The sequence below is a fragment of the Thermoactinomyces sp. CICC 23799 genome, assembly GCF_016055145.1.
GTDB lineage: Bacteria > Bacillota > Bacilli > Thermoactinomycetales > Thermoactinomycetaceae > Thermoactinomyces > Thermoactinomyces intermedius.
In genome coordinates this window covers 26,706-53,424 of the sequence record NZ_JAECVV010000010.1, presented here as the reverse complement: position 1 = coordinate 53,424, position 26,719 = coordinate 26,706, and the positions used below count along the sequence as shown (strand labels likewise).

The 26,719-nt window shown below is 48.7% G+C and carries 22 protein-coding genes and 1 riboswitch; of the genes, 7 read left to right on the top strand and 15 right to left on the bottom strand.

The features are described from left to right. The first annotated feature begins 2 nt into the window (after positions 1 to 2). Both kynU and kynB read left to right on the top strand, forming a co-directional pair. The gene (gene kynU, locus I8U21_RS13190; protein ID WP_198054060.1) at positions 3 to 1,286 is read left to right on the top strand and encodes a kynureninase; all 1,284 of its coding nucleotides are present in this window, start codon (positions 3 to 5) and stop codon (positions 1,284 to 1,286) included. After that, positions 1,286 to 1,918, top strand: a complete 633-nt coding sequence (gene kynB, locus I8U21_RS13185; protein ID WP_037994396.1) for an arylformamidase — start codon at positions 1,286 to 1,288, stop codon at positions 1,916 to 1,918. The genes kynU and kynB overlap by 1 nt, the downstream gene beginning before the upstream one ends. A 37-nt stretch (positions 1,919 to 1,955) precedes the next feature. Here the strand turns inward: kynB and I8U21_RS13180 are convergent, their stop codons facing one another. From I8U21_RS13180 to mgtE, 6 genes are all read right to left on the bottom strand, one after another. After that, complete coding sequence (locus tag I8U21_RS13180) at positions 1,956 to 2,960, bottom strand: zinc-dependent alcohol dehydrogenase family protein (protein WP_121873937.1); 1,005 nt, start codon at positions 2,958 to 2,960, stop codon at positions 1,956 to 1,958. 62 nt (positions 2,961 to 3,022) lie between these two features. Beyond that, positions 3,023 to 4,198 carry a Ger(x)C family spore germination protein gene (locus tag I8U21_RS13175; protein ID WP_198054059.1) on the bottom strand — a complete coding sequence of 392 codons (1,176 nt, stop codon included), beginning with the start codon at positions 4,196 to 4,198 and terminating at the stop codon, positions 3,023 to 3,025. An 11-nt stretch (positions 4,199 to 4,209) separates the two neighbouring features. Further along, entirely contained in the window at positions 4,210 to 5,313 is a 1,104-nt protein-coding gene (locus tag I8U21_RS13170; protein WP_037994401.1) for a GerAB/ArcD/ProY family transporter, read from the bottom strand. A gap of 13 nt (positions 5,314 to 5,326) precedes the next feature. After that, complete coding sequence (locus I8U21_RS13165) at positions 5,327 to 6,880, bottom strand: spore germination protein (RefSeq protein WP_198054058.1); 1,554 nt, start codon at positions 6,878 to 6,880, stop codon at positions 5,327 to 5,329. A gap of 242 nt (positions 6,881 to 7,122) precedes the next feature. After that, positions 7,123 to 8,424: a M14 family metallopeptidase gene (locus I8U21_RS13160; protein ID WP_198054057.1), complete on the bottom strand. Its 1,302-nt coding sequence runs from the start codon at positions 8,422 to 8,424 to the stop codon at positions 7,123 to 7,125. A 275-nt stretch (positions 8,425 to 8,699) separates the two neighbouring features. Next, positions 8,700 to 10,052, bottom strand: coding sequence for a magnesium transporter (gene mgtE / locus I8U21_RS13155; protein ID WP_037994408.1), 1,353 nt, complete (start codon positions 10,050 to 10,052; stop codon positions 8,700 to 8,702). A 91-nt stretch (positions 10,053 to 10,143) separates the two neighbouring features. Continuing rightward, positions 10,144 to 10,310: riboswitch (M-box (ykoK) riboswitch) on the bottom strand. 293 nt (positions 10,311 to 10,603) lie between these two features. Here mgtE and I8U21_RS13150 point away from each other — a divergent pair. Further along, entirely contained in the window at positions 10,604 to 12,010 is a 1,407-nt protein-coding gene (locus tag I8U21_RS13150) for a SpoVR family protein (protein WP_198054056.1), read from the top strand. Positions 12,011 to 12,052: 42 nt separating this feature from the next. Here the strand turns inward: I8U21_RS13150 and I8U21_RS13145 are convergent, their stop codons facing one another. Continuing rightward, positions 12,053 to 15,721, bottom strand: coding sequence for a WIAG-tail domain (locus I8U21_RS13145; protein ID WP_198054055.1), 3,669 nt, complete (start codon positions 15,719 to 15,721; stop codon positions 12,053 to 12,055). 210 nt (positions 15,722 to 15,931) lie between these two features. Between I8U21_RS13145 and I8U21_RS13140 the strand changes: the two genes are divergently transcribed. Beyond that, a complete protein-coding gene (locus I8U21_RS13140; protein ID WP_198054054.1) occupies positions 15,932 to 16,606 on the top strand; it encodes a C40 family peptidase in 675 nt (224 codons plus the stop codon). Between the two features lie 109 nt (positions 16,607 to 16,715). Here the strand turns inward: I8U21_RS13140 and I8U21_RS13135 are convergent, their stop codons facing one another. The 5 genes from I8U21_RS13135 to I8U21_RS13115 are packed head-to-tail and all read right to left on the bottom strand — an operon-like array spanning position 16,716 to position 22,452. Beyond that, entirely contained in the window at positions 16,716 to 17,216 is a 501-nt protein-coding gene (locus tag I8U21_RS13135) for a GNAT family N-acetyltransferase (protein ID WP_198054053.1), read from the bottom strand. After that, entirely contained in the window at positions 17,213 to 18,532 is a 1,320-nt protein-coding gene (locus I8U21_RS13130; protein ID WP_198054052.1) for a YheC/YheD family endospore coat-associated protein, read from the bottom strand. Before I8U21_RS13130 ends, I8U21_RS13135 begins: the two co-directional genes overlap by 4 nt. A 20-nt stretch (positions 18,533 to 18,552) precedes the next feature. Then, complete coding sequence (locus I8U21_RS13125; RefSeq protein WP_181732484.1) at positions 18,553 to 19,920, bottom strand: YheC/YheD family endospore coat-associated protein; 1,368 nt, start codon at positions 19,918 to 19,920, stop codon at positions 18,553 to 18,555. A 10-nt stretch (positions 19,921 to 19,930) separates the two neighbouring features. Continuing rightward, positions 19,931 to 21,031: a YheC/YheD family endospore coat-associated protein gene (locus I8U21_RS13120; protein ID WP_181732483.1), complete on the bottom strand. Its 1,101-nt coding sequence runs from the start codon at positions 21,029 to 21,031 to the stop codon at positions 19,931 to 19,933. Next, the gene (locus tag I8U21_RS13115; RefSeq protein WP_181732482.1) at positions 21,028 to 22,452 is read right to left on the bottom strand and encodes a YheC/YheD family endospore coat-associated protein; all 1,425 of its coding nucleotides are present in this window, start codon (positions 22,450 to 22,452) and stop codon (positions 21,028 to 21,030) included. The genes I8U21_RS13120 and I8U21_RS13115 overlap by 4 nt, the downstream gene beginning before the upstream one ends. Positions 22,453 to 22,689: 237 nt before the next feature. On the opposite strand from I8U21_RS13115, the gene I8U21_RS13110 reads away from it, so the two are divergent. The 3 genes from I8U21_RS13110 to I8U21_RS13100 all read left to right on the top strand — a co-directional run bounded on the left by I8U21_RS13110 (position 22,690) and on the right by I8U21_RS13100 (position 25,280). Continuing rightward, on the top strand, positions 22,690 to 23,379 hold the full coding sequence (locus I8U21_RS13110) for a metal-dependent hydrolase (protein WP_198054051.1): 690 nt from the start codon (positions 22,690 to 22,692) through the stop codon (positions 23,377 to 23,379). A 184-nt stretch (positions 23,380 to 23,563) separates the two neighbouring features. Beyond that, a complete protein-coding gene (locus I8U21_RS13105; RefSeq protein WP_181732480.1) occupies positions 23,564 to 23,830 on the top strand; it encodes a hypothetical protein in 267 nt (88 codons plus the stop codon). A gap of 139 nt (positions 23,831 to 23,969) precedes the next feature. Continuing rightward, positions 23,970 to 25,280, top strand: a complete 1,311-nt coding sequence (locus I8U21_RS13100; protein ID WP_181732479.1) for a DRTGG domain-containing protein — start codon at positions 23,970 to 23,972, stop codon at positions 25,278 to 25,280. Positions 25,281 to 25,352: 72 nt separating this feature from the next. Here the strand turns inward: I8U21_RS13100 and I8U21_RS13095 are convergent, their stop codons facing one another. The 3 genes from I8U21_RS13095 to I8U21_RS13085 form a co-directional block, all read right to left on the bottom strand. Beyond that, positions 25,353 to 25,667: a YtpI family protein gene (locus I8U21_RS13095; RefSeq protein WP_181732478.1), complete on the bottom strand. Its 315-nt coding sequence runs from the start codon at positions 25,665 to 25,667 to the stop codon at positions 25,353 to 25,355. 126 nt (positions 25,668 to 25,793) lie between these two features. Beyond that, positions 25,794 to 26,330 (bottom strand): sporulation membrane protein YtrI, encoded by a 537-nt coding sequence (locus I8U21_RS13090; protein WP_198054050.1) that lies wholly within the window; start codon positions 26,328 to 26,330, stop codon positions 25,794 to 25,796. Continuing rightward, positions 26,331 to 26,660: a YtrH family sporulation protein gene (locus I8U21_RS13085; RefSeq protein WP_037997636.1), complete on the bottom strand. Its 330-nt coding sequence runs from the start codon at positions 26,658 to 26,660 to the stop codon at positions 26,331 to 26,333. Between the last annotated feature and the right edge of the window lie 59 nt (positions 26,661 to 26,719).

Genomic DNA, 26,719 nt, shown 5'->3' with positions numbered 1-26,719 from the left:
CGGTGCCGTCCTTCTCCTCTTTTTTTGAAGAAGCATGGGAGCTGGATCAAAACGATCCGCTCGGGAAGTATCGCGGGGAATTTTATTTGCCGGACGGGAAAATCTACTTGGACGGGAATTCATTGGGGTTGCTTTCCAAACGTTCGGAGCTGGCCTTGAAGGAAGTTTTGGACAGTTGGAAAAAACTCGGGATAGACGGCTGGGTTCAGGGAAAAAGGCCCTGGTTTTATTTCGCGGAGGATTTGGGGCAAAAGATGGCGCCTTTGGTGGGGGCGCGGCCGGAGGAAGTGGTGGTGACCGGTTCGACGACGGTGAATATCCACCAATTGGTTGCCACTTTTTACCGCCCGCAAGGTTCCCGCCGCAAGATCTTGGCGGATGTACTCAATTTTCCCTCCGATCTTTATGCTTTAAAAAGCCAGTTGATTCTTCACGGATATTCTGCGGAAGAAGACTTGATCTGTGTGCCGTCTGACCCGTCGGGGAGATATTTGGATGAGGATGAAATCATTGCAATGATGAATGAGGAGGTGGCGCTGGCCTGGTTGCCGGCCGTTTTATACAAAAGCGGACAATTGTTGGATATGGAAAAGTTGACCAAAGCGGCTCATGAGCGCGGCATCCTCATCGGCTGGGATGCATGCCATTCTGTCGGGGCGGTTCCCCACCGGTTTGCGGAGTGGGGGGTTGATTTTGCCGCTTGGTGCACGTATAAATATTTGAACAGCGGTCCTGGTGGGGTGGCCGGTCTCTATGTCCACAAAAAACATCACGGAACCAAACCGGGGCTTGCCGGTTGGTTTGGTTCGGACAAAGAGCGCCAATTTGAAATGGCACCGGAGATGATCCCCGGAAGCGACGCCGGGGCTTATCAGATCGGAACGCCGCATTTGCTCAGTATGGCTCCGCTCATTGGATCGTTGTCCATCTTTGCTGAAGCGGGGATGGAAGCCATACGCAAAAAATCGTTAATGTTAACGGACTTTCTTTTCAAAATGGTGGATCAGATTTTTTCTTCTTACGGATTTGAAACCGGAACCCCGCGGAATCCCAAGCAGCGTGGAGGGCATCTTGCTTTGGAACATCCCGATGCCCTTCAAATCAGCAGGGCATTAAAGGCAGAGGGCGTCATCCCTGACTTTCGCCCTCCCAATGTGATACGATTGGCTCCGGTGGCTTTATACAACTCGTTCATCGATGTTTGTGAAGCCATGAAACGATTGAAGCAGATTATGGATGAGAAAAAGTATCAACATTACCCCACTGAATCGAAAGAGGTGACTTGATGACCTGGATTGATATTTCCCAGCCCCTTCACTCCGGAATCCCGGTTTGGCCGGGAGATGCCCCGTTTCAATATGAATTCACTTACACCAAAGAAGAAAGCGGATCGGTCAATGTCGGTCAGGTGCAAATGAGCACCCATACCGGAACCCATATTGATGCCCCTTTTCACTTTGACGAGGCGGGGAGCAAGGTGAACGAATTGGATGTGAATCTTTATATCGGCAAAGCCAGGGTCATTCATTTGCCGGGAAGAGAAAAAATCAAGGCGGAGGACCTGATGGAAAAAGAATGGGGCGGGATAAGCCGCCTTCTGATCCGGACCGATTCGTGGCGGGATCGGAACGTGTTTCCCGAAGAAATTTGTCATCTTGATCCGGATGCGGTCCCGTATCTGAAAAAACAGGGGATCCGCCTGATCGGGCTGGATGTTCCGTCCGTGGATCCGATCGACAGCAAGACGTTGCCGGCACACCATGCTTTATGGGATGCAGGCATCCACATTTTGGAGGGGGCGGTTTTGGACAATGTGGAAGAAGGGATTTATGAATTGATCGCTTTGCCGCTTCCCATTCTCGGAGGGGACGGGAGCCCGGTCAGGGCCGTGATTCGCCCGGTGGCAGAATCCCTTTGAAGCGGTAAAAAGAGGCGGAGCATTTCCGCCTCTTTTTTCAGGAGAAGTTTTCGTTGACCAGAGTGACTTTTCCAACCGCCTGGCCCGATTCGAGCCGTCGATGGGCTTCAGCCGCTTCTGCAAAAGCGTAAGTTTTTTCATCCAACAAGGGCTTGATTTTTCCTTCATCCACCCACCGGCTGATTTGTCTCAAGATTTCACCATGGCGTTGCAGGCCTTTGCCGGTGAGAATCGGGAGGATCATAAAGACGGCATGCAGGGTCAATCCTTTGTTGTGCATGAGGGATAAATCATGCGTGGAACGGGCCGCGATGGTGACGACATGGCCGTGGATTTTGACTGCTTGCAGAGAACGGTCGATATTGGCTCCGCCAACGGTGTCGATCACCACGTCAAAGCCTTCGCCGCCGGTATATTGTTTGACATAGTCATCCACTTCACTTTGCCGGTAAAAAATGGGGTGATCGGCTCCCAACCTTTTGGCGATTTCTGCTTTCCGGTCTGTGGAGACGGTGGTATGTACCGTGGCACCGGTGAGTTTGGCCAGTTGCAGGGCGATATGGCCGACGCCCCCGGTTCCGGCATGAACCAACACGTTTTGTCCTTCTTGAATTCGTCCCCGTTCAAAAACGGCTTCCCAAGCGGTGATCGACACCAAGGGAAGGGCGGCCGCTTCTTGGAAGGAGAGCGAGCGGGGTTTTGGCGCCACCAGCTCTTCGCGGACGAGCAGGTAGTCAGCCAGAGCCCCGCCATGCGTGTTTTTAAAGCCTCCGGCACAGGCAAAAACCTCATCCCCGACTTGAAAAGAGGTGATCCCTTCCCCGGTTTCTTCGATGACCCCGGCCACATCGCCGTGTAAAACGGCCGGCAGTTCGGGGGCAACATTCGGCACGGCTCCGCTTCGGATTTTTGTATCAATCGGATTGACACTGGTGGCGGCGACGCGGATCAGGACATGGCCGGGCAACACCGCCGGACGTTGGAGGGTTACCGGTTCAAACACATCCGGGGAACCAAATTGGCGGATGATTTGTGCATGCATGGTTTTCTCCTCCTTTATTTTTTAACAAATATAACATATCTTTGGCGTGAGAAGGAGGAGGATCACCCGTCTTTGGCTTTGACACCGTAGTCCCGCAAATTGAGATCGACTTTAATGCGAATCGGAACGTCGGCAAACCATTTGACTTCCCATTCATTCTTGATGCGTTGCCACAATTTGTTGTCATGGATGCGGAGGGCGTCTCCGAAACCGGCCACATCGGCCTGATAAATTTTTTGCATTTTATACAATACCGAACGCATTTGATGGACGATTTTATCTTCTGCCCTTTTTTCCAAGCGTTTAAGATATTTCGGATCCGTGGCGTCTTCTTCTTCAATCCAGTCTTCCGTCAAATAACCTCCGGTTTTTACGTGGACATCAAAAGAAATTTTGTCACCTTCCACACGGGGTTTGATTTTGCTGGACATGTTAAAAATCCTGACGGCGAAAATGGCTTGATCCTCATCATAAACGTTTAACACGCCGCCTCCCTTTTTTCCGGTGATCCAGTTGACCCCAGCAATGTCTTCGGAATTCATGAAACCGATCAATTTTTTGTTTCTCCCGCTGATGACAGCGGCATCTTCCAGTACGATTTCATCATTTTTTTTGGCGATGCAGGGGAGCAAAAAGCTTTGGTTGCTGGCCAAAAATTTCCCTGCTCTTCCATACGTCACCGGCTCTAATATCCGAAGCGAATATTTGGTGTTGTCTGCGATACTGAGAATTTTAAGAGCCGGCAATTTATCGCCTTTGCTTTTATCATCGCTCTGCAGAAACTCTCCCGCTTTTCCTTTCGTGCACAGGATGGTGCTGCTTAAGCGGACATACGGGCCTCGAAACAGATAGTCCAGCATGTTTCGAAAATTCATGCGTTTGGCCAATTCTTCCCCGATCAACGTGATCTTCAGGTGTTGTCCAATGAGCGGACCCCGGTTGAATAAAGCGACTTCCACAGCCATCTTGCCTAAGGTGTTTCCGGTGATCGTTGTATTTTCATAATCGATTGTCCCTTCTCCGCTGGAGGGTTGTTTCGGATCCATAATTTGAAGGGTGGCGTTGATCACCGGTTTTTCCCCTTCAATCCGGACTTCACCGGTCTCTGTGTCACCCAGATCAAGGGCCAGTCCGATATTGGCTGAAGTTTCTTCAATATCCCGGTAGTCCCAACAGCCTGTGAGCATGATCAGGCTTACGAGAATCAAACTGACAAACAGTCGCCTTTTTCCGTTCATGTTGACCTCCGTTAATTATGGTGTCTTGAACGCCGGTTGCGGATCCAGGCAACCACCAGTGCGATCGGCACAATGATGAAGACCACGAAGAGCTCGATGTGCACCAAAATGGTGCCCAGGTTAAAAAATTCATTGATATCCGCCGGCAGGAATGCGATCAAAAAGATCAAGGGAGAGACTCCGTAGATAAAAAAACGGATGTTTTTTCCGGTAATTTGGGAAATCCCCAGACAAAAGATGTATTGCATGCTCACATAGGTGGCGAAGATTTGCAAGATCCAGACGGCCAGCAAAAACACTTCATATCGTTCGAAAAATATGCCTGTCAGTTCGTAGGAGCGGATTAATTCAATGGTCGGAAAAGTGAGGGTGATCGTCTGATCCGGTCCCAATCCGCCCACCACGACAATCACAATGACAACGTAAAAGAGTGCGGGCACCAAAATCCCGGCGGAAATCGCTTTCCATGCTTCTTTTTTTCGTTGCATGAATGCGTTTAACACCAACATGAATTCATAACCTGAAAACGTCAGGGATGAACCGTGAATCCCTTTGATCACCGGTTCCACCCCCATTCCCATGACCGGCAGAATGTTTCGCCATTCAAACACTTTAAAGCTGGTGGCCAATACGACAAAGAAAAAGAAGAGAGTGATGGGAAGCAAAATTTCAAACATCCGGGCGACGGCAACGATTCCGCCGGTCATCAGATAAATCCCGACAAACACCATGAGCGATATGGATACAGCCGGCGGGGTGTTGGGAAGCAAATAGAAGTGTGTCACCTCGGCCATGCCTCTCAATTCATAGCCGGCAGTGATAAAAAGATATGAGAGAAAGATCAAATTGGCCAAATTGCCGATCCATTTGCCAAAGATTTGCGTGCTGTATTGAAAAAAGGTTTGATCCGGATAATACCGGTTCAACCGGATAATCAACCATCCCATCAACAGAAGAATCAGGGTTGCAAGAATGACCGAAATCCAACCGTCCTGTCCTTGTGTGTCTTCCGTGACATTCCGGGGAAGGGTTAGGACGCCCATTCCCAGAATGACCGAGGCGATGAATATCGATGTTTGAATGGTGGTGATCTGTTTCCGATTGCTGTCTAGCATCACGACACATCCTTCATTGTTTTTGCCGGACCGGGTCTTGGGGTTTTAAGGTGACCGGACGGCGGTTTGTGCGACTCAGCGGCGACCGGAACAAAATGTCTTTCCAATCTTGGGTTCGTATGGGGACAATCGGTGCCAAGTAAGGGAATCCGAAGTTTTCCAAGCGGACGAGATGAGTCATTGTTAACAAGAAAAAGATGATGATCCCGTACAAACCGAAAAAGGCGGCAAATAACATGAGCACAAAGCGCAAATACCGGAGAGCGATCCCGGCGTTATATTGGGGGATGGCAAAGGATGAGATCGCTGTCACCGCAACCACCACCAACAAGATGGGACTGACAATGCCAGCTTGCACAGCGGATTCCCCGATCACCAACCCGCCGACAATACCCACGGTCTGGCCGACCGATTTGGGAAGACGGAGCCCGGCTTCCCGCAACACTTCAATTGCCACTTCCATAAACAACGCCTCCAAAACCGACGGGAAAGGCACACCTTCCCGGGTGGCGGCAATGCTCATCGCCAGCCTTGTCGGGATCAGCCCTTGATGGAAGGAGGTAAAGGCGATATAGAAAGCCGGCAGGGAAATCGACAGAAAAGCAGACATGTACCGCAAGTAACGTAGCAGGATCCCCGGAATCCAACGGGTGTAGTAGTCTTCCGGCGATTGCAAAAACATCCAAAACGTGACAGGTACAATCAGGGCAAAGGAGGTCCCGTCCAGAAGTATCGCCACCCGTCCTTCTGTCAGCGCCCCCGCCACCCGGTCCGGACGTTCGGTGTCTTGCACTTGCGGAAATGGAGAAAAGGTGTTGTCTTCGATCAAATGCTCAATATAACTGGTGTCCAATACTTCATCGATGTCGATCTCTTTTATGCGTTGATCCACCGTTTTGACCAATTCCGGGTCTGCGAGGTCCTGGATGTAGACGACTGACGCTTTGCGCTGTGTCCGCCTTCCGAGAACATAGGACTTATAAGTAAGATTCGGCGTGGCCAAACTTTGCCGGAGCAGCGCCAAATTGACTTCCAGCGAGTTGGTGAAACCGATTTGGGGTCCCCGGACAATTGCTTCGGTTTCGGAGGGTCCCAAGCTGGTTGTCAACTTCTTGCTAGTGGCCATTACAATTGCTTGGTCGCATCCGTCCACCAACACCGCCGTGGATCCCCGGATCAAATGCGTGAAAATCTCCGAATAGCTTTGGATTACTTTGAGCTTATAGAAACTTAAAACGTGGTTTTTGATAAAGTGGATGATTTCATCTGACTGGATGAATCCGGTCTCCCGGGTGGAAAATTCATCCCAGTTGTGCATCAACCGGTCAAGAATTTGTTCGTTGATGATTTTTTCATCCACCATTTCTTTCATAAACAAACAGGCCGCCTGGATGTTGGTCCCGCCGATTCGAAAGGAACGGATGGTCAAGTCCGGATGTTGTTCTGTCAGTTTGTTGAAATAATTCACATTGGTTTCAAGGTTGTTTTTCAAACGATCCGTATCGGCTGATTGTTTGTTTTCATGTATGTCTTTTTTCCGTTTCCGGTAGAAATGGCGCTTGATCAACGTCAGTCATCCTTTCATGAACGAATCCATTGAAAGAGGCGGGTCACGGCACAAGGAATCACGAGAATCAATATGGCAAAAATGAATATTTTCTTATCCGGAATATGCTCCACGATAAATTCCCACATGGTATCACCTTCATGGTTAGTGTGTTTCAATGTTTTGTTTTTCATGCGCAAAAAAAGACGGCCGGACATGGGCCGTCACAGATTTTGTGAGAAAGGATCTTAAATCTTATATTGTTAATCCTTAGCTTGGCAATATTGTGCCTCTTTTCCGATGACCCGATAGGGACAATTGGCTTGTTCCGCCAGATAAAGAGCCGCTTCCCGGTTCCGTTCCGTTTCGCGTTCAATGACTTCATCCGGTGGATAAAAGCCTCCGCCGGAGGTTCCTTTCGGATACATTTCAAACGTGAAGGCGAAGATGTTATGTTCGCCGTATGCCCAGTCGGTCATGTCTCCATCCGTGATGTACAAGTCGCTGGATTGTTGGGGGGTGTAACCGTTGGTTTCAGCCATGGCTTCCCCCATGGTTTTAAATACCTGATAATCATCAGCGCTCATGTCATCCGGGGTGTTTTCGTAGGTGTATCCGTAGGGCCACAAGATCAATTCGCTGTAGGTGTGAAAACTGATGGCCGTTTTGATTTGCTGTTCCCCGTTGATCACCCGGCTGTTGACGAAATCGCGGAGAGCAGCGGTTTCCGGTGAGGAAAAAGGAGCTTGTCCGCGATAGGTTTCACTGGACGGATTGCTGCTGGAACCTCCGCAACAACCCCACTGGTAACCGTAGTTCCGGTTCAAGTCGGTGCCGATGGAGGAAGATCCGCTGTTGGGCTGGCGATTTTTGCGCCAGTATTGGTATTTGCCGGTGGAGATGTCGTACTCTCCCCCGTCGGGGTTCATATTAAAGAGGATGTAGATTTCCCGGGAATCGACAATCTCTTTGATTCTCGGATCGGTGGCATAATTGTCGGTGTACAGGTGGAGCAGATAAAGAGCCATTTCAACGGTTAAATGTTCGCGGGCATGATGCAGGGAGGCGTAGAGAACTTCCGGCTCGTCTTCATCCTCTTGAACGTTGTCGCTGATCTTCACCGCCCACAGGTCACGGTTTTCATATGATTTTCCAATGCTGAATTTGCGGACGATGTCGCCGTGATCGGAAACGGCTTGATCAATCTCTTTTACCATTTCGTCATAGTTGTGGTAGCGGGAGTCGGCATCGGGGAAATCGAGGGTTCCCAACACCGGCTCGGCTTTGGGTTGAAAGCCTTTTTCTTTCAGGCTTTTCAGTTCCGTGTCGGTTGCAAGCACTCTCACATAATCCGCTCCGACCTCTTCGATGGATGCACCGGTCCGGGCAATTTCGGTTCGTTGTTCTTTGCTTTTGACTTCAGGGATGTGGTAGAATCCGGTGGTGGAAAAACGGTTTTCATCCAAGGATTCTGTTGCGCTGTTGACAAAGCCGGTCATCGGAAAGGCCGCCAAAAGCATCAGGGAGACAGTCAGGGAAAACCACCGTTTTTTACGGGAAAGCATGGGAACAAAGGCACTCCTTTCAAAAATATAATGAATTGGATAAAGATTGAAACTATTCAATTGATAAAAGAAGGCAATCTTTATCCATATGAATAATTCTATGTAAAAATATCAAAACCTTCTGAAATTCTTTTTTCTTGCATACTAAAAGGCAGGTGCTTTTGGTTTGGTCCTGGTGTTGTTTCACAGAGGATTAACCAAAGGCACCTGCCTTCATCTCCTGATCAGAACTTTGATCGGTACTCAAAGTTTCATCAACCTCGATTCATCAGATTTTAAAGTTCCAATATCATTTTGGCAATCGTCATGTAAATGATCAATCCGGTTCCATCCACCAAGGTGCTGATCAATGGTCCGGAAACGACCGCCGGGTCTGCTTTCAGCCGGCTCAGGATCAGCGGCAATGCTGCGGAAACCACGGACGACCAGATGACAATAAACATCGCAGCCAACGCGACCACATAAGCCACGTCAAAGGTGACGCCCATGATCCAAGCCCGGATAAAGCCGATCAGTCCCAGCGACATGCCGAGAAACATTCCGGTGAGGAGTTCTTTTTTGATGACACGGAACAAATCTTGAAACTTGACTTCCCCGACACCGAGGGCCCGGATCAGTGTGGTGACAATTTGCGAACCGGTGTTTCCGCCTGTCCCGATTAACAAAGGGATAAAAAAGGATAGGGCAACCACTTGATCCAGCGTGCTCTGGTAACTTTCCAAAACTGTTGCGGTATAAGCACCTCCGACAAACAAAATGAAGAGCCAGACAATCCGTTTCCGGTATAAACTCCAGATGGAGGTTTTGAAGTAAGGTTCGGTCAACGGTTGGCTTCCTCCGATTTTTTGGATGTCTTCGGTTGCTTCTTCCTGAATGACCTCGACCACATCATCGTAGGTGACGATTCCGATCAACCGGTGTTGCCGGTCCACGACGGGTACGGCATAAAAACCGTAACGGGACAAAACCGATGCGACCTCTTCCTGTCCGGTTTCGGCCGGAACGGAAATGATATCGGTTTTGGCGATGTCGGAAAGCGGGGTTTTCGGATCGGCCAAAATGATTTCTTTGAGTGAAGCCACGCCAAAAAGTTTGCCACGTTGGTCGGTGACATAGATGTAGGAGACAATCTCCGCTTCATAACCCACTTTCCGGATGTGCCGGATGGTTTGTTCCCCCGTCCAATAGGCCCGGGCCGATACATAATCCACTGTCATCAAGCCGCCGGCCGTATCCTCCGGATAAGTCATTAGCTGTTTGATCTTTTTCCGGTAATCCGCCGGGAGCAGCCGTTGCAACTTTTCGGCTTGCAGCGGGTGGATGGCGAGCAGGAGGTCCACCACCATGTCACTGGACATTTGCTTGATCAATAACGAGGTGACCGTTTCGTCCATGCGGCTCAGCAACTCATAGGTTCTTTCCGGCTCGAGATATTCCAAAACTTCCGCGGCATGAGCCAAAGATAAATGGGTGATGAGTTCCCGTTGGAGATCCACATCCAAATCTCGGAAAATCTCGGCCAAATCGTATGGTTGCATTTGGCGCAAAAGCTCCAACAAGCGCGTTTCTTTTTTTTCGGAGCAGAACAGGTTTTGCAACTCTTCCTTGACGAAAGCTGCTTGACTCATCTCGTTTCCCCCCTTTTATAAAATAAAAAACTCCCACTGACGATGAGAGCGGGAGACAGAACAAAACAAGCCCATGAAAGCATGAGCCGGCCTTTATCTCCCTCATCGAGCTTTGGCACTGCACGGCATAGGTTGTAACAACCAGCTACATTAGAAAAGACCTTCGTTCCGATCTTTTCTGCTGACCCATTGGCGTCTCTCGACATTTTTGGGCAGTAGCGTATCTCCGAACAGGAACCTCACCTAACAGAGATAAAACCATGACTATATAAGGTTTTGAACGTTGTCAAGTATAACGCTTGACAGAAAGAGTTGTCAATTGATCTTGTGTTGAAATTTCGTAAAGGTCATTACATGATTATATTTTATGAAACAAGGGCGGGGAGGGTGCCAATCCTTCAACCGGAAAGATTGAATTTTTACGGAAAATTTAGTAAAATATACTTATATATTAATATAAATTTCGTTCTTTCATGAAAGCAGTCGTTCCAGTTCTGTGTGGGTCTGAATCAGATATAGAAAGGAATTCCTTTTCGGGAAGGAGATGCGAGATGAGTGTGGACCACAAGGCGTTGGAACGGGCGATTGCCGAAATCACGGAGATAGCCAAGGGTTTCGGTCTTGATTTTTATCCGATGAGATACGAAATTTGTCCGGCAGACATTATATATACTTTTGGTGCTTACGGCATGCCGACGCGGTTTTCCCATTGGAGCTTCGGCAAAGCTTTTCACAAAATGAAACTGCAATATGATTTAAATTTGAGCAAAATTTATGAACTGGTCATCAACTCCAATCCTTGTTATGCTTTTTTGCTCAAGGGAAACAGCTTGACGCAAAACAAAATGATCATCGCTCATGTCCTGGCACATTGTGACTTTTTTAAGAACAACGTCCGTTTTTCGGCAACTTCCAGAGACATGGTGGAGACGATGGCCGCCAGTGCGGAGCGGATCCGCCAATATGAAATGAAGTACGGAAAAGAAGTGGTGGAGGAATTTTTGGATCATGCCCTCGCCATTCAAGAACACATCAATCCGAGCCTTTTGGATTTAAAAGCAGACAACCGGAAGAAAGCAAATCCGTCAACCTCTTCCAAACCTTCCACTCCATATGACGACTTGTGGGAATTGGATCAACCGGAAAAACCCCCGAAGCCTTCTCCAAAAAAGAAACGATTCCCTGAACAACCGGAAAAAGACCTGGTTCTGTTTTTGATGAAACACAGCCGGGTGCTGGAAGATTGGCATCAGGATATTTTGACCATTTTGCGCAACGAAATGTTGTATTTCTGGCCGCAGTTGGAAACCAAAATCATGAATGAAGGTTGGGCCTCCTACTGGCATATCCGCATCATGCGCGAATTGGATTTGAATGAAGAAGAGGCGATTGAATTTGCCAGTTTGAATGCCTCTGTTTTGCAGCCTTCCAAAACATCCATCAATCCGTATTACCTGGGATTGAAGATGTTTGAAGACATTGAACGCCGGTGGGATCACCCGACCGAAAAAGAGCAGAGGGAGTTGGGGATGAAGCCCGGGCAAGGCCGGAAAAAAATCTTCGAAGTCCGGGAGTTGGATTCGGATATTTCCTTTTTGCGGAACTACCTGACCGAAGAGTTGGTGGATGAACTGGATTTGTATGTTTTCCAACGCAAAGGCGACGAGTGGAAAATCACGGACAAAAACTGGGAGTCGGTCCGGGATGAGCTGGTGATGAGCCGGATCAACGGGGGGCATCCGGTCATTGTGGTGCAAGACGGGGATTATGCGGAAAACGGCGGGTTGTATCTGCTCCATCGGTATGAAGGCGTCGAGTTGGATACGAAATATCTGGAAAAAACGTTGCCGCATGTTTACGCATTATGGGGCCGCCCGGTCTATCTGGAGACGGTGATTGAAGAGAGAAAAGTGGTTTTTTGTTATAACGGGAAAAAATGCACACGGCGTTTTATGTAAAAAAATGTCCGCTTCAAATCGGGATTGAAGCGGACATTTTGTTTATTCACCGGAATGCGGCTCCTTTTGTTGAACATCTTCGGTTCCGGTTTCCGGCTCCTCTTCACTCCGGGTTTCCATTTCCTCTTCGCCCGGCGATTCCGTTTCTTCTTCCTCCAGCGGTTTTTCTTCCACGGCTGTTTCGGTGTCCGCGATATCCGTTGCGGAGGAAATGGTTAACGGGAGGAAGGGTTGAACCGGATCATAGGATAATGGGCTGTGGTTTGGTTCGTTTTCTTCTTCCTGTTCCACCGCTTTGGGATGTGGGTCGGCATTTGTGTTATCCGGTTTTTCCTCTTCATTGGCGACATCGTCCGTGTCTGTAACCGGGATGGCGGCAGGGATGTCATCCGCCGGGGTTTGCTGTGCGAACCAGTGAAGCAATCCTTCAATGGCGGTCGTGGATTCATGGATGCGGTCAATTTGGATCACAAAGTGGTCGGCGTGATTTTCTTTCAGTGTCACCAAGCATCCCGGTTGATTGGTGATGGCTGTGACGGCATAGGACGGTTCGATCGGAGTGGACAGAGGGATTTTAAATGTCCGTCCGGACACATTTTCTTCCAGTTGGAAACGGGCAATGCCTGAAGCCGTGGCGGGTTGTTCATCCGCAAGGAGCGGACGGAAATTCAATTTCTCCAAGCCGATGCTTTGATCCGCGATTTTTTCGGTGGTGACGGCTTGGTCCGTCAGATGTTCCGCGGAAATGGCTCCGGATTCGATGTGTGTTCCCTGGATTTGTTTTTTGGCGATGTGGCAGGACAAAATCGCATCATCGTTGATATGGCGGGGGAAGATGGATTGGGATGCCAACTTGTCGGAATGAACGGCTTGATCTTGAAGCAGATCGGTTGAAATGGCTCCTTGCTCAATGTGCATTTCCTGGATTTGCCGCTGGGCGATGTGCCAGGAGCGCACGGAATCATCTGCAATATGGCGCGGCAAGATGGAATGCGAAGCCAGTTTGTCGGCATCGATTGCGTCATCTTGAAGATGGGCTTTGGTGATCGACTCTTCCTGGATGTGCCGGCCGGAGACGGCTGTTTCTTCAATATGGTGGCCTTGGATTTGTTCTTTTCCGATGTGCCGGGACAAAACGGCACTGGCTGAGATGTGTGGGGCCAAGATTGCATTTTGGGCCAGATGACGTGCCGCAATGGCTTCATCCTGGATGTGTCCGGATGCAATGGATTGTTCCGCGATATGCTTCGATTCGATTTGCTTTTCTTGAATGTGCCCGGATTGAATGGCCTCTTCCTGGATGTGCCGGCCGGAGACGGCCGAATCTTCAATATGGTGGCCCTGGATCTGATCTTTTCCGATGTGCCGGGACAAAACGGCATCGGCTGAGATGTGCAAAGACCCGACCGCTTCCTCGTTCAGATGATGTTCGCAAATCGAGTTTTCATCCAGGTGCCCGCTTTGGATCTGTTGTTCCCCGATGTGGTGAGACCAAACGGATGCGGCGGACAGATGCCGGGACGATACGGAGTCGGATGCCAAATGCCGGGACGAAATCGCTTCGTCACAGAGCAGCTCCCCGGAAATGGATTGTTCCTGAATGTGCCGGGCGCCGATTTGCTTATCCTGAATATGATCAGCGTTGACGGCTTTATCTTGAATATGCCGGGATTTGATCTGGTGATTGGCGATTTTTTCGCTGATGATGGCATGGTCTTTTAAATGTTCCGTGTGAATTTCGCCGGGTTTCAGATGTTTTGCGTGGACTGCCCCGTCTTCAAGGTGATTTTCGCCGATGGATTGGTCTTGCAGATGGTGGCTTTGGATCTGCTTTTCCCCGATATGTCGGGACGATACGGCTTCATCGGCAAGGTGTCGGGATTCGACCGATTTTTCTCCGAGGTTGCGGGCATGGATCGCTTCATTTTGGATCAGTTCGTTGGAAATGGACTGGTCTTTGATGTGCTCCGGACCGATTTGTTTTTCCCGGATGTGGCGGGAGGTGACGGATTCGCTGTGGAGATGGCGGGAATCGATTTCGCCTTCCCCGATTTTTTCTGCGGTCACCGCTTGATCTTTCAAATGCCGTGTGTGAATTTGCCCGTTTTTAATGTGATGATTTTCAATGGCCTGATCGGCAATATGTTGGTTTTCGATGACGGAGTGGTCCAGTTTTTCTTTGGTGACGGCTCCGTCGACGATGTGGGTGGACTGAACGGAAAAGGGGGCGATGTGATGGCCGCTGACGGCGCCGGGGCCGATGTGTTTTCCCTGAATGCTTTCATTGGCCAGTTTATCCCCGTAGACGGATTCGTCCGCCAGATGTTTGTGTTGGATTTGCTCCCGGTCAATGTGTCTGGACTGGATGATTTGTTCTCCCAGATGCTCCCGCAAAATGGTGTGGTGTCCGATTTTTTCGGAAGTGACGCATCGGTTGGCCAGTTTGTTCGAAGTGATGGCAAAGTCGTTGATTTTGTCGGTGGATACCGATTCCGGAGCCAGTTTGGAAGTGGAAATCGAATGGTCGATCAATTTGGAACCGGAAATGGAATGATTGGCCAAATGTTGATCATTGATGCTTGCTTCTTGGATATGGCGTTTGCTGATGCTGTTTTCTTGCAAGTGTTCTTCGCCGATGATTTTCCGGCTAAGATGTTTTTCCTGAATGGCACCTTCGGCAATGGCTTCGGCATGGACACTGTTTGGGGCGATGTGTTGTTCTTTGACGGAATCCGGGGTCAAATGTTCATGGGTGATGATGCTGGGCTTCAAATGATCTTTGTGGATGGATTGATTTCGGATCTGCTGTCCGGTGATGGATTGATGGGTGATTTTTTCCCCCGGGATGGATTGTTCTCCAAAATGGTGGGGGCTGATGGCTTTTTCCTGAATGTGGGAACCTTGAATGGAACCGGGTTGAATGTGTTGGGATTCGATCGATTGAGACGCGATTTTGTCGCTGGTGACAGCGCCGTTTTGCAATTTGCTTTCGGAGACGGATTCATCGGCCAGTTTTGCTTGGTTCACGACTTCATTTTCCAAATGAATGGTGCGGATGGAACCGCTTTTTAACTTTTCGCCGCTGATGGACTGATCGGCCAAATGTTCATTTAAAATATGGCCCAGTGACAAGTGTTTGCCTTGGATCGAACGTTCTTTGAGTTTGCTTTCATTGATGCTGCCGTCCAATAATTTGCTGCCGGGGATTTCATTGTCTTTGATGTGTTTGGCTTGAATGGAATCTTTTTTGATGTGGTTTCCGTCAATGGAATCTTGATCCAGATGGAAGGAGCGGACTGCATTTTTGGCAATTTTTTGTGAGGTGACGGATTCGTTTTTCAATTTGGATTCGGTTACTGCCGCCTGTTCAAGGTGATCGGTGCCAATGCTGTCCGGTTTGATTTTTTTCCCGCTGATCGACTGGTTGGCGATTTTTTCCTCCGTGATGGCAGCGTCGGCGATGTCATTGGTGTAAATTGGCGAATGGCTAAGCCGGGGCTGGGTGGATGAAGTATTTAAAAGTTTGGATAAATCGGACTGTTCCACTGTGTTTTCCACGGTGTTTTCCACGTCTTCCACCAGACCGGTTTTCTGTTTCTTTTTCAATTCCGCTTGTTCCAACTGAATGAGTTCCTCCAAAATTCGTTCATCGGCCATGTAAAGAGAGGGACGTTCCCTTTTTTTGGCTGAATGAGACTTTCTCCTTTTCAAAGGTCGTACTCCTTTCTATCGGGCATTTTCCACTCTTGTTTAGGTATATGCATCAAAACAAAAAATGGAAACATGTCAAATCAAAATTGCTAAACGCCAGTATTCATCGGGTTTCCCGAGAATAACCATTTATTACATATTAAAGGAGCGTGAATTTATGTTAGTATGAACCTAGCTTTGGGAGCGGCAAAAATGGAAAAGGAGGATTTGATGCAAAACAGTAAAAAATTGATCAAATGGGGAATTACTGTCGCAGCATCTCTTGTGATTTCTACAGGACTTCCGGCAGGCATCACGCATGCCGCCACTTTGGAGAAGGCCAACCATTCCTTGATTTCCCAGATTTTTAAACAGTTCGGTTGGGCGTTCAAGGGAAATAAGGCAAATGCACAGCCTGAAAATCCGGAAGCTTCAGAACCATCCGGGCAAACCACGGTTCCTGAAAACCAAACTGGACAAGCACCGTCCGATAACGGGCAAACGGGTACAGAACAAACGGCTGCAACCAAAGCAGACCAGATTATCGCAACAGGGGAAAAATATTTAGGAACACCTTACCAGTTTGGCGCAAAATCAGGACAAACCAAAACCTTTGATTGTTCTTCTTTTGTTCAACATGTGTTTAAAGAAAACGGCATTGATCTGCCGCGCACTTCCCGTCAACAAGCAACGGTTGGACAAACGGTTCCTTTCAGTGAGATCCAAAAGGGGGATTTGTTGTTCTTTGAGCTGAGAAGCAATCCAGGCCGGATCGGCCATGTGGGTATTTATGCCGGGAACAACAAAATCTTGCATACCTGGGGACCGGGTGGTGTCCGGTATGACGATTTGTCCGACCGCTGGTTGAAAGAAGGGTTTGTCAAAGCCCAACGTGTGATTCAGTAAACGTGTGATTCGGTAAATTCGGAAAAAAAGATCCGTTGAAAATAAGATTCGTTGTCGCTCCAACGAATGAAAATGACTGCTCAGAAACAAGAACTGAGCAGTCATTTGTTTAATTTTCCGGAACCGGGATTCTCACGGACGGTTCGGATTTTTTGTTTAACACGTCCGCCGGATCGAAAGTTCCCCCGCCCAGCCAGAGGGTGTCTTTTCCGGTCGGGCCTTTACATAGCGAAAAAGCCATTAATCCGCATGAAAAACACAGTTTTAAACTGGGGATGTTATCGGAAGCGACCCGGGCATAAACTTTCCCCAAGGATTGGATCGCTTGTTTCAAAAGTTGTTCTCCCACCCCTCTTTGGCGGTAATCCGGATGGACTGCGATAAAAGATTCTTCGATTCCGTAGTTTCCAAAGACAATGATTCCCGCCACTTTTTTTTTGTCATAAGCAGCGGCGATATAAGTTCCTTCCTTCAATTCTTCAGGCGTTAACCGGTGGAACCACCGCATGGCCTGATGGGTGATTCTCCCGTCTCCGTACCGCCTCAAAAAGCGGAGCAGGGGTTTTCGGATCCGCTCCAGCGATTGTGGCGGAAAGGCGTGAATTTTCATGTGGCCGTCCCCTCCGATGTATGCGAAAATCCGCTCAGGTACAATGAGTATTCAATCAAACGGCGCAAAGACCGTCTCCGGATGTTGGGTTCGTCAAATTTCATCGGCTTGGAATTGGCCTCAAAGATCCAAAGGGTTCCGTCTTTTTCAATGCCGAGATCCATTGACATTTCCCCCAGAAGGGCGTTTTGTTGGTTTTCGATCCACCGGGCGGTCCGGATACCGACTCGTTTGATCCGCTCTTTGATGCGATTCGTTTCGCTGCCAAACACGGATTGAAGTACCGTGTCGATTTTTTCAATGCGCCCTCCCATGGGAACATGGGTGGAAATCGCCCGTTCGCCGGCCACCCGGACTCCCATTCCCGATAATCCCCACCGGCCGGAGCCGTTTTTCTGGAGCAAAATGCGGATGTCAAACGGATGGCCTTGAAAGGTGGCCAAAGGGATGCCTTGTTGCAAAATATAGGAGGTTTTTTGTTTCAACCGGTTGTACAAATCCCAAACTTCTTTCAAAGTCCCAACCCGGTATTTCTTTTTTTCCCTGGTGGTTTGGTAGGAGAGTTCATAGTGCCGTTTCTTTTTGACAAGGCGCATCATTTTGATGCCGGCTTTTCCTTCAATCGGTTTAAAATAAAGAACCGGATGTTTGGCGGCCATGCGCTCCAGTTGTTCCATGTGGTGAAGCCGGACGGTTTCCGGTAACAGCCGGTGCAATTCGGGAGAAGCAGTGAGTTGTTGGTACAGCGTCCATTTGTCAAAAAAGCCGGGGTTAAACAGGTAAACGCCTGGCATTTGCTGCAGTTGCCGGATGGTTTGCCGGACTTCCGGGGTTTTTTCGATCATCCGGTTGGGGATGCGGTTGTACACGACATTCGGGAAGGGAAGCCTGGCTGCTTTCCACTGCGGTTTCAACGAATGAGGATCCAGCAGATATCCGTGGACGGTGGAATGGTTGCCGATGCCTTGGGGGGTGAGGACAAACACGGTGACCCCCATTTCTCTTCCCGTCCGGATCAAGTCGGCAAAGTTTTGGTGATTGCCTCCAAACGGCTTTTTGTTGTCCGAGGTTAATATGGCGACAAACGGGCCGGCTTGATAATGATTGCGGGACAAATGCCTGAGGCGGGCGGGCGTGTGATGGGATTGGCTGGGCCTGCCGTGGGGGTTGAATCTGATTTTCGCTTTCGTGTGACGGCCGATAATGGCAGAAACCATGCCGGGAAACTGTTTTTTCGGATATCGTCTGAGCGGAACAAACTCCAGGGTGTTTTTGTTCGGTACGATGGACAGCCAGCCGGCTTTGGGTAATTTCATAAGATGGCGCTCCCCCTTTGTTAAATGAAGTTGGTCAGATTTAAACAATAATCGGTTATATATTTTGCAGACCTGCGCCCGGCTTCGCGCAAACTCGGATGCAAGAAGATGTGCCTGCCCGGTTTGGCATTCACTTCAAAAAGCCAAACACGACCGTTGCGGTCCACCCCGATGTCCAGCCCCAACTCTCCCAGGGTTCCGTCAATCTGTTCTTCCAATGTTTCGGCAATGGTGATAGCGGCGCGGATGATCATTTTTTTCACATCGGAGGCATGCTGATGAAATGTTTTGAGAAGCAGTTCATCCGTCCGGATGATGGAGCCTCCCGTTCTGACATGCGTTGTGACGCAGCCGAATCCGGCCGCTTTGGAGCCGATGGCAACCACTTTCCAGTGTCCTTTACTGTCTTTGTGCATGTGAACCCGGAAATCGACGGGGCGGTGGTTATTCCGGATCAACCGGATTCCCTGCTGAACGAGATATTTTTTGAACCGGGGAGAGTGGATGCTGCCAAAATAATGGCTGATTAACGCTTTTAATGACCGGAACAGGTGAAGGACGTTTTTGTTTCCTTTGTGGAACCGGCAATAGTAACCTTTCCCCGGGTGGTACGTGATGCGGAAAATCCCCAGCCCCAAACTGCCGCCGCTGGGCTTCAAATAGACCATCCGGTGTTCCTTCAGCATTCTTTCCATGATCTCCAGGGTGGGAGGCATGTAAGTTTCGGGCATAAAAGTGGATGTTGCCGGATGGTGGTTCAGCATCTGATGGATGGACCATTTGTTGAAAAAGCCTTGGTTGAAGATTTTGCAAGCGGTGCTTTTTTTGAAGCGGTTTAAACAGGACTGAACCTGGGCCATGGATTCAGCCCGGCGATTGGGAATCCGTTCATAAATGACATCGGGAAACGGTGAGAGCAAGGGATGCCAACGATTTTGGATGAAGTACCATCCCCGGACGGTTTGATTCTGCCAATTCACCATTTCCGGAGTAAAGACATAGATGAAGGGCTTTTCGTCAAAACCGGCTTGAATGAAACTGCGGAATAACTGGGTCCGGCTGCCGAAAGGTTGTTCCGGGTGGTGGCGGAAACCGGTGGTGAGGATGCCGATCACGGGTCCGAACTTCAACGTTTTGTCGGTAAACAGGGCCCGGATGGTTCCCGTGTAAGGAAAGAGCAACTGTCTGGCGACCGCCGGGGAAAGGAAAATCTTGTTTCCGGTTAGTGGAGCGATGATCACCCGGGTGATCACCGTTTTGTTTCCAAGTTGAACTTTAATGGATTGCCCGCTTTGGCATCCCCATAAATTCCCTAATGCCTGGCTGATCACAATGGCTTTGGCCGGAGTTTTGGAGTGAATTCGTATTTGGCAAAGGATTGATTTCATACTGACCCTCCTAGCTGTTCAATAAAGCATTCGCATATTGAATGGGAAACTGGATGGCACGCCGCCGCACTTCCAGTTCTCCGGTTTTTAAGAAAACGGACCGCCCGGGTTTTGAGTTGACTTCAATGATCCAGACATCTTTGTTTTCATCGATGCCGATATCGATTCCCAGTTCTACCAGAGGACCGTGACGGCTTTCGATAAACGGGGGCACGATTTCGCTCAGATAGTGGATGGTCGAAAAAATTTTGGCTGCTTCTTGCGGGGTGTAATGCTGTTTTAAAAAAGGTTGGAACGGTAAAGCCTGCCCACCGCCGTGCAAATTGGAGGTGATGGAATCGGGTTGGCCGGTCCGGATGGCAAGCCCCGTTGTTTCCCATTGTTTTTGTCCGTTTTTTTGGACCAGAATCCGGACATCAAACGGGCGCCCATCCGGTGTGTTCAGTGACAAAAAAGGTTGGAGGATGTAACGGGTGTCCCGGATGGTTTGTTCCACCCAATGGCTGAGTCGGACCGGGGTTTGAAATTGAACGGAAAAAGGCTGGTTGAATTTCGTCCGCCCTTTCAGCAGGAAAGAGGAGGGGGTGATTTGTTCGATGGCGACCACTCCTCTTCCGTGGCTGCCGCCATTGGGTTTGATCAAAACGCGGGTATGTTTCCGGAGGAAAGAGAACAGCTCTTGGGCATGGGTCAACCGCTTGGTTTCCGGAAGATAAGTCCGGATTTCCGGATGCTCTTTCAAGATGAGATAGGTTTGGTATTTCCCGCCCAAAGCTCTTCCGAGCAATCGGATCTGCGGGTCTTGGGTGATTTTCTGAACGTGGGGTTTATACTTCATGTAATGCCGGGCGTTGACATAATAACAGCGGTCATAGATCAAATGCGGCAGCGGGACCGTCTGTTGTTTCCAACGCGGATGGTGATAATGCCAAGCCGGAACCGTTCTGGTTTTCCAATGAATCCGGCCCGGATTGAATATGAAAACCTCCAGCCCCTGTTTTTTTCCTTCGAGCGTCAGTTGTTCAAAGAAGGATTGCTCTTTAAACGGAGGGTGTTTTTGGTTGTTTCCGTAACAAACCATAATGCCGAGCCTGTTTTTTTGATCGGTCATCGCCGTTGCCTCCTCATGATCCCGGAAGTCGTCGAAGGAGAAGGGGGGGGAGCATGTTTTCCTTGCTGGGAAAGATACAGCACATAGTCGATCAACCGCAACACGGACGGGCGAAAATGGCTGTTTGGATTAATCACGGTGTCATCGGTTTTGGATGGTTTGGAATTGATTTCAATCAGCCAGATTTTCCCGTGCACGTCGACGGCCAGATCGATGCCGAGTTCGGCGAAATGGCCGTCGGCCAAACGTTCAAACGTTTTGGCGATTTCAAGTGCGGCGGCCCGCAGCTGGTGGATGGACGGTTTGTTTGGATAGGACCATTCCCTCAATACATCACTTGCTTTGCGGATCGTACCTCCACGGGCCAGATTGGATACAATATGTGAAATGTTGGCAATCCGCGCAACAGAAGAAGTGATTTTCCAAACCCCTTCCTTGGTTTTTTGTGCCAAAATGCGAAAGTCGACCGGCCGGTTGTCAAATTTCATCAGCCTGAGTCCCTGTTGGGCGATATAAGGCTGGCTTCTGATTTTTTGTTTTAACAATTTCATCAGGCTGGAATGGTTCTTCAAGGTTCGGCGAACCGTTCCCCCTGGGGTGGACAGTTGATAGATCCAACTTTTTTTGGATCGGGTGATCTTGATGATCCCGCTTCCCAGACTGCCGTTGGTCGGTTTGAGATAAACGGTGGAATATCGTTTGAACAGGGTTAAGGCCCTCGGATCGCGGAATGAATAGGTTTCCGGCAATCGCGAACGGATCGATTCGTCTTGGGCCAGGATTTGATAAACCTGTAACTTATCCAAAAACCTTTCGTTGAAGATGGGGATCCGGAAATGGTTTTTCAACAGAGACATTTTTATCTGCAATGATTCTTGTTGCTCGATGCGGCGTGAGTTGATGCGGTTGTAAATCACATCCGGAAGCGGGTATTTTGCACATTGCCACCGGTTTTTTTGTTTGATCCAGACGGTCGTTTCATTCCGGTTTAAATCGATGTGTTCCGGCGTGATGACAGCGACCCGGATTCCTCTCATCTGACCGGCAGTGATGCATTCATCCAGAAATTTGGTCATCAGTCCAAAAGGTTGAGCACGCTTTTCCTGCGGATGGGCATTGATCAAAATGCCAAAAACAGGTCCAAAACGCAAGCGGAGAGAATGTGCGTCAAAATGGGCCCGAATCCATGGCTGAGGGTTCATTTTCAATTGCTCGGCAAGATCAGAGCTGATGCAAATCAGTTTATGGTTCATGCGACTGAAAGCGACTCGTCCTTTTGCGATGGCTGAACCAAATGCGACCGAGAAAACCGGGGTTTTAATCTCCAATTTTTTGGCCAAAGCCTGACTCATCACCAGATCAATGTGGTGAGGAAGCTGATGTTGTGACAAGATTTGAATTTGTACTTGTGCCAGCCCCATGACAATCCCCTTCCGCCTGTAAAATACTAATGTATGGTATGTGGGCGTCAACCGCATGGTGAATAAAACAGGCTTGGCTTCGGCGGAAGGGATGGAAAAAAAGCGGGAAAATCGTTAGGATGAAAAAGAGGGGAGCCTGAAGCCGGACAGGTTGGAAGACAACCTTTTCCACAGTCACGGTTTCCCGGGATGGTCAGGCAGGTGGATGAAAAGGATCGCAAAGAAGGAGGATGACGGATGAACATTACATATCACGGACATTCCTGTTTTGAAATTAAAACCCCGAAACATCGCATTGTCATTGACCCGTTTTTAAGCGGCAATCCGCTGGCAAAAGCGAAACCGGAAGAGCTCAAAGCCGATTGGATTTTGTTGACGCACGGTCATGATGACCACGTCGGGGATACGGTGGACATTGCCAAACGGAATCAAGCGACCGTGATCGCCCCCCATGAATTGGCCGTCTGGCTCGGTTTTCAAGGGGTGAATGCCCATGGCATGTCCATTGGCGGAGGCTATACGTTTGATTTTGGCCATGTCAAAATGGTGAATGCGCTGCATGGTTCCGGATTCGTCAAAAATGAAGAACAACAAATCATCTATTTGGGACCGCCATCCGGTTTTGTGTTGACTCTGGAAGGAAAAACCATTTACCATGCGGGGGATACCGCGCTTTACTCCGACATGAAACTGATCGGAAGAGGCAAAGAAATCGATTTGGCCCTTCTCCCCATCGGGGACAATTTCACCATGGGACCGGAAGATGCGCTGACTGCGGCGGAATGGATCGGGGCCAAGCATGTGATTCCGATGCACTACAACACGTTCCCGCCGATCCGGCAAGATGCCGGTGCTTTCGTGGAGAAACTGAATGCCAAAGGCATTGGCGGCAGTGTGCTGGGCGTCGGCGAAACATTCACCCTTTAAGATAACGATTTGTAAATTTACTGTAATTGACTCGTAATCTTTTTCCACTACAATAGACGAAGATGAAAACCCCCTTTGGTAGAGACGGTTTTAAAGCCGTCTCTTTTTTTGTTTGCTTTCAGGCCGGTGCTATATAAAAAAACAAAAGAATATATTGTTGGTAAATGGTGAGGGGGGAAGGGAATTGAAAGGAAAACGGATGATGGAACTTGGAATCAGTGTCTCCCTTTTGATCATCGCCGTCCCTGAGCTTCCCTTTGATCTGCACGGAGTGGGAGGAACATTTTTTTCCCTGATGTGGTTGGCGGGGTTATTCCTGAATCTCACGGCCAATATTTTGGAGATGAAACGGTTGTTGAAAAAAGAACGCAAAGAAAAAATGATCCGGCAATATTTCAGAATGTTGGAACTGAGGAAAACTTTAAAACACCGTCAGATCACCGGATATTGAATCTGTTTCTTTCTATTTGGCAAGTCTGTTTCTATTGCAAACAGAAAGGAGTTTTCTTGGAAAGCTCCTTTTTATTTTTTCTGTCCCCCGTTTTGTAATATAATAAGTGTAACAGTAACGGCGAAGGAAGGGAAGGCAATTGGCGACAAAGCATGAGCAAATTCTCAAGTACATTGAGAGCTTGGAAGTGGGACATAAAATATCTGTCCGGCAAATTGCGAAAGAATTAAATGTGAGCGATGGAACCGCTTACAGGGCGATTAAAGACGCAGAGTTGAAGGGGCTTGTCCATGCCATTGAACGGGTGGGAACGGTGCGCATCGAGAAAAAGCAACGTTCCGACATAGAAAAATTGACATTTGCCGAAGTGGTCAACATTGTGGACGGAAGTGTTCTTGGCGGCCGGTCCGGTTTGCACAAGACGTTGAACCGCATGGTGATCGGCGCCATGAAATTGGAAGCCATGATGCGTTATGTGGAACCGGGGAACCTTCTGATCGTCGGAAATCGGGACAATGTGCACAGGGTTTCGCTGGAAAGAGGATCCGCCGTGCTGATTACGGGCGGGTTTGACACAACCGATGAAGTGAAGCGGTTGGCGGACAAGCTGGAGTTGCCGGTGATCTCCAGCAGTTATGACACCTTTACGGTGGCGACGATGATCAACCGGGCCATTTATGACCGGCTGATCAAAAAAGAGATTTTGATGGTGGAGGATGTGATCAAAACATCCAACCGCCCCGTTTATTTACGGGCGAATGACACCATTTCCCGTTTTCACGAGTTGTTGCGGGAAACCTCGCACAGCCGGTATCCGGTCACCGATGACAAAGACCGCGTGGTCGGGATGGTGACGGCGAAAGACGTGATGGGATTTCCCCCGGAAGAGAAAATTGAAAAAGTGATGACCAAAAATCCGATCACGGTGAATTTAAAAACCTCCCTCGCTTCCGCCGCGCATGAAATGGTGTGGGAAGGCATTGAATTGTTGCCGGTCGTGGATGATTACCGGAAAATCATCGGGGTGATCAGCCGCGAAGATGTGATCAAATCGCTGCACTATATGCAAAAACAGCCGCAAGTCGGCGAAACGATCCAGGAATTGAGTTTTCGCGGATTCTCGGAAGAAGGGACCAATGGAGAAACCGTGTTCAGCGGGCAAATTACCCCGCAAATGACGGATTCTTTGGGGATGTTAAGCACGGGGGTGTGCACCACGTTGATGACGGAGGCCGCCATTCGGGCCCTTCGCCGGAAACGGCGCGGGGATCTCACCATTCAAAATGTGACCCTGTATTTTTTAAAACCGGTTCAAATCGAAAGTCACGTAAAAATTCAACCCAGAATTTTGGATCTGGGGCGGAAACAGGCGAAAATGGATGTGGAAATGCTTTTGGACCAACAAGTTGTGGCCAAAGCGCTCATCACGGCGCACGCCATCGACCGTTAAAAAAAGCATGGACTTCATGCCCATGCCGTCATGGTAAGCTCAAATCTTTTCAGGTTTGAGCCTTTTGTTTTTTCAGGACTGTGAGGCTTCTTGATTTTCTTGCCTTTGTTGTTTGAAATAGTGATGGTTTTTGATTCCGTAATAGCCGTTGATCAGGCCAAGCACAAAAATGATGGCGATGAACGCTTTCTGAATCGCTGTCGTTTGGATGGTGACAAATTGCAAAAGGGCAATGGAAACAAACATGACGCCCATATGAATATTCATCCGGGCCCGGTGAAGATGTTTGGCTATTCCTTGTTTGCGACGTGATAAAATGCTGTTGAAAAAAGTTCCGAAAATGCTGATGCAAATCAATGAAATCAACAGGATGACAAGGGCTTCCACTGATAATACCTCCTGAAACCGCATGCGGCGTTTGGTCACATTCAAGATGGAACAAAGGCGTTTTGCCTTGTTTCGGCTGAAAGTCCTGTTTCCTTTCCATCATATCGTATATCTTAACGCATTGCATCAACTGTTCGTGTTTGCCACGTCATTGGTGAGGCTTTTGGCTTCCAGCCAGATTTTCAGCGTTTCATCGTACAACGAGACATATTTTAAGTGAACTTCCACTTTGGTGCGTTGGGTGTCATCAATGGTCACTTGTTCTTTTTCAAGGATCAGTTCAATGATATCCGGATTATTGCTGATCCATTGCATGGATTTGTCCAGAAAGGGAGATAATTTTTTCTCGATCCGCGTTTTGACGGCATCCGAGATAAAAGGCTGTTCAGCATCCACCTCCACGACGATTTTTTTGATTCGTTCTTCCTCGTCTTGCCGCCGGTTTCCTTTTTTGGTGAGTTGCTCAATTTCTTTCTCCAATTTCAGGATCTCTTTGTATTTTTGGTTGTTTGCATAATAGATGGTGTTTCTCTCGGAAAGCAAACCGTCCAGTTTTTGCCCGTAGAGAATCAGAAAGACACTGCTGCCCGTGATAACGCCCAACAGGAACATCACAAAAGAACGGCGGTTTTTTTTCAGCATTTGCCAAACGCCACTTATCATTTAAAATTCACCTTGGATCAACCAACGAACCAGAATGGTTCCTGTGTGGGCACCCAAGAAAGCACTGACGATAAAAATCAATTGTTGGAATGCTAAGTTTAATTGTCCCCCCAAAATGGTGATTTCAAAATTTTTGATGGTATCAAACGTTCCCCCGATGGCGGCAACCATGGCCCAGATTTTCAGCTGTTCGGACAACCGCAACATTTTGTACATCGGGTAATCATCCGCCACAAAAGCACCCAATCCTCCCAACATGACTCCGCCCAACACGACGCCTAATGCAATCAGAAAATCCAAAATGGCTGTGGTCCAAAATTCCTGTTCCATCGCTTAACCGTCCTCCATTTGGTTTCTTCTATTCACCCTATGAACGCTTCTTGTAAAAT

Bases quoted from the DNA above. Each gene is read 5' to 3' on its own strand.
- I8U21_RS13120 (WP_181732483.1), bottom strand. From the start codon at position 21,031: ATGACCGATCAAAAAAACAGGCTCGGCATTATGGTTTGTTACGGAAAC.
- I8U21_RS13150 (WP_198054056.1), top strand. From the start codon at position 10,604: ATGAGTGTGGACCACAAGGCGTTGGAACGGGCGATTGCCGAAATCACG.
- I8U21_RS13135 (WP_198054053.1), bottom strand. From the start codon at position 17,216: ATGAAAATTCACGCCTTTCCGCCACAATCGCTGGAGCGGATCCGAAAA.
- I8U21_RS13125 (WP_181732484.1), bottom strand. From the start codon at position 19,920: ATGAAATCAATCCTTTGCCAAATACGAATTCACTCCAAAACTCCGGCC.
- mgtE (WP_037994408.1), bottom strand. From the start codon at position 10,052: ATGAGTCAAGCAGCTTTCGTCAAGGAAGAGTTGCAAAACCTGTTCTGC.
- I8U21_RS13175 (WP_198054059.1), bottom strand. From the start codon at position 4,198: ATGAACGGAAAAAGGCGACTGTTTGTCAGTTTGATTCTCGTAAGCCTG.
- I8U21_RS13170 (WP_037994401.1), bottom strand. From the start codon at position 5,313: ATGCTAGACAGCAATCGGAAACAGATCACCACCATTCAAACATCGATA.
- I8U21_RS13140 (WP_198054054.1), top strand. From the start codon at position 15,932: ATGCAAAACAGTAAAAAATTGATCAAATGGGGAATTACTGTCGCAGCA.
- I8U21_RS13115 (WP_181732482.1), bottom strand. From the start codon at position 22,452: ATGGGGCTGGCACAAGTACAAATTCAAATCTTGTCACAACATCAGCTT.
- I8U21_RS13130 (WP_198054052.1), bottom strand. From the start codon at position 18,532: ATGAAATTACCCAAAGCCGGCTGGCTGTCCATCGTACCGAACAAAAAC.
- I8U21_RS13180 (WP_121873937.1), bottom strand. From the start codon at position 2,960: ATGCATGCACAAATCATCCGCCAATTTGGTTCCCCGGATGTGTTTGAA.
- kynB (WP_037994396.1), top strand. From the start codon at position 1,286: ATGACCTGGATTGATATTTCCCAGCCCCTTCACTCCGGAATCCCGGTT.
- I8U21_RS13110 (WP_198054051.1), top strand. From the start codon at position 22,690: ATGAACATTACATATCACGGACATTCCTGTTTTGAAATTAAAACCCCG.
- I8U21_RS13160 (WP_198054057.1), bottom strand. From the start codon at position 8,424: ATGCTTTCCCGTAAAAAACGGTGGTTTTCCCTGACTGTCTCCCTGATG.
- I8U21_RS13085 (WP_037997636.1), bottom strand. From the start codon at position 26,660: ATGGAACAGGAATTTTGGACCACAGCCATTTTGGATTTTCTGATTGCA.
- I8U21_RS13090 (WP_198054050.1), bottom strand. From the start codon at position 26,330: ATGATAAGTGGCGTTTGGCAAATGCTGAAAAAAAACCGCCGTTCTTTT.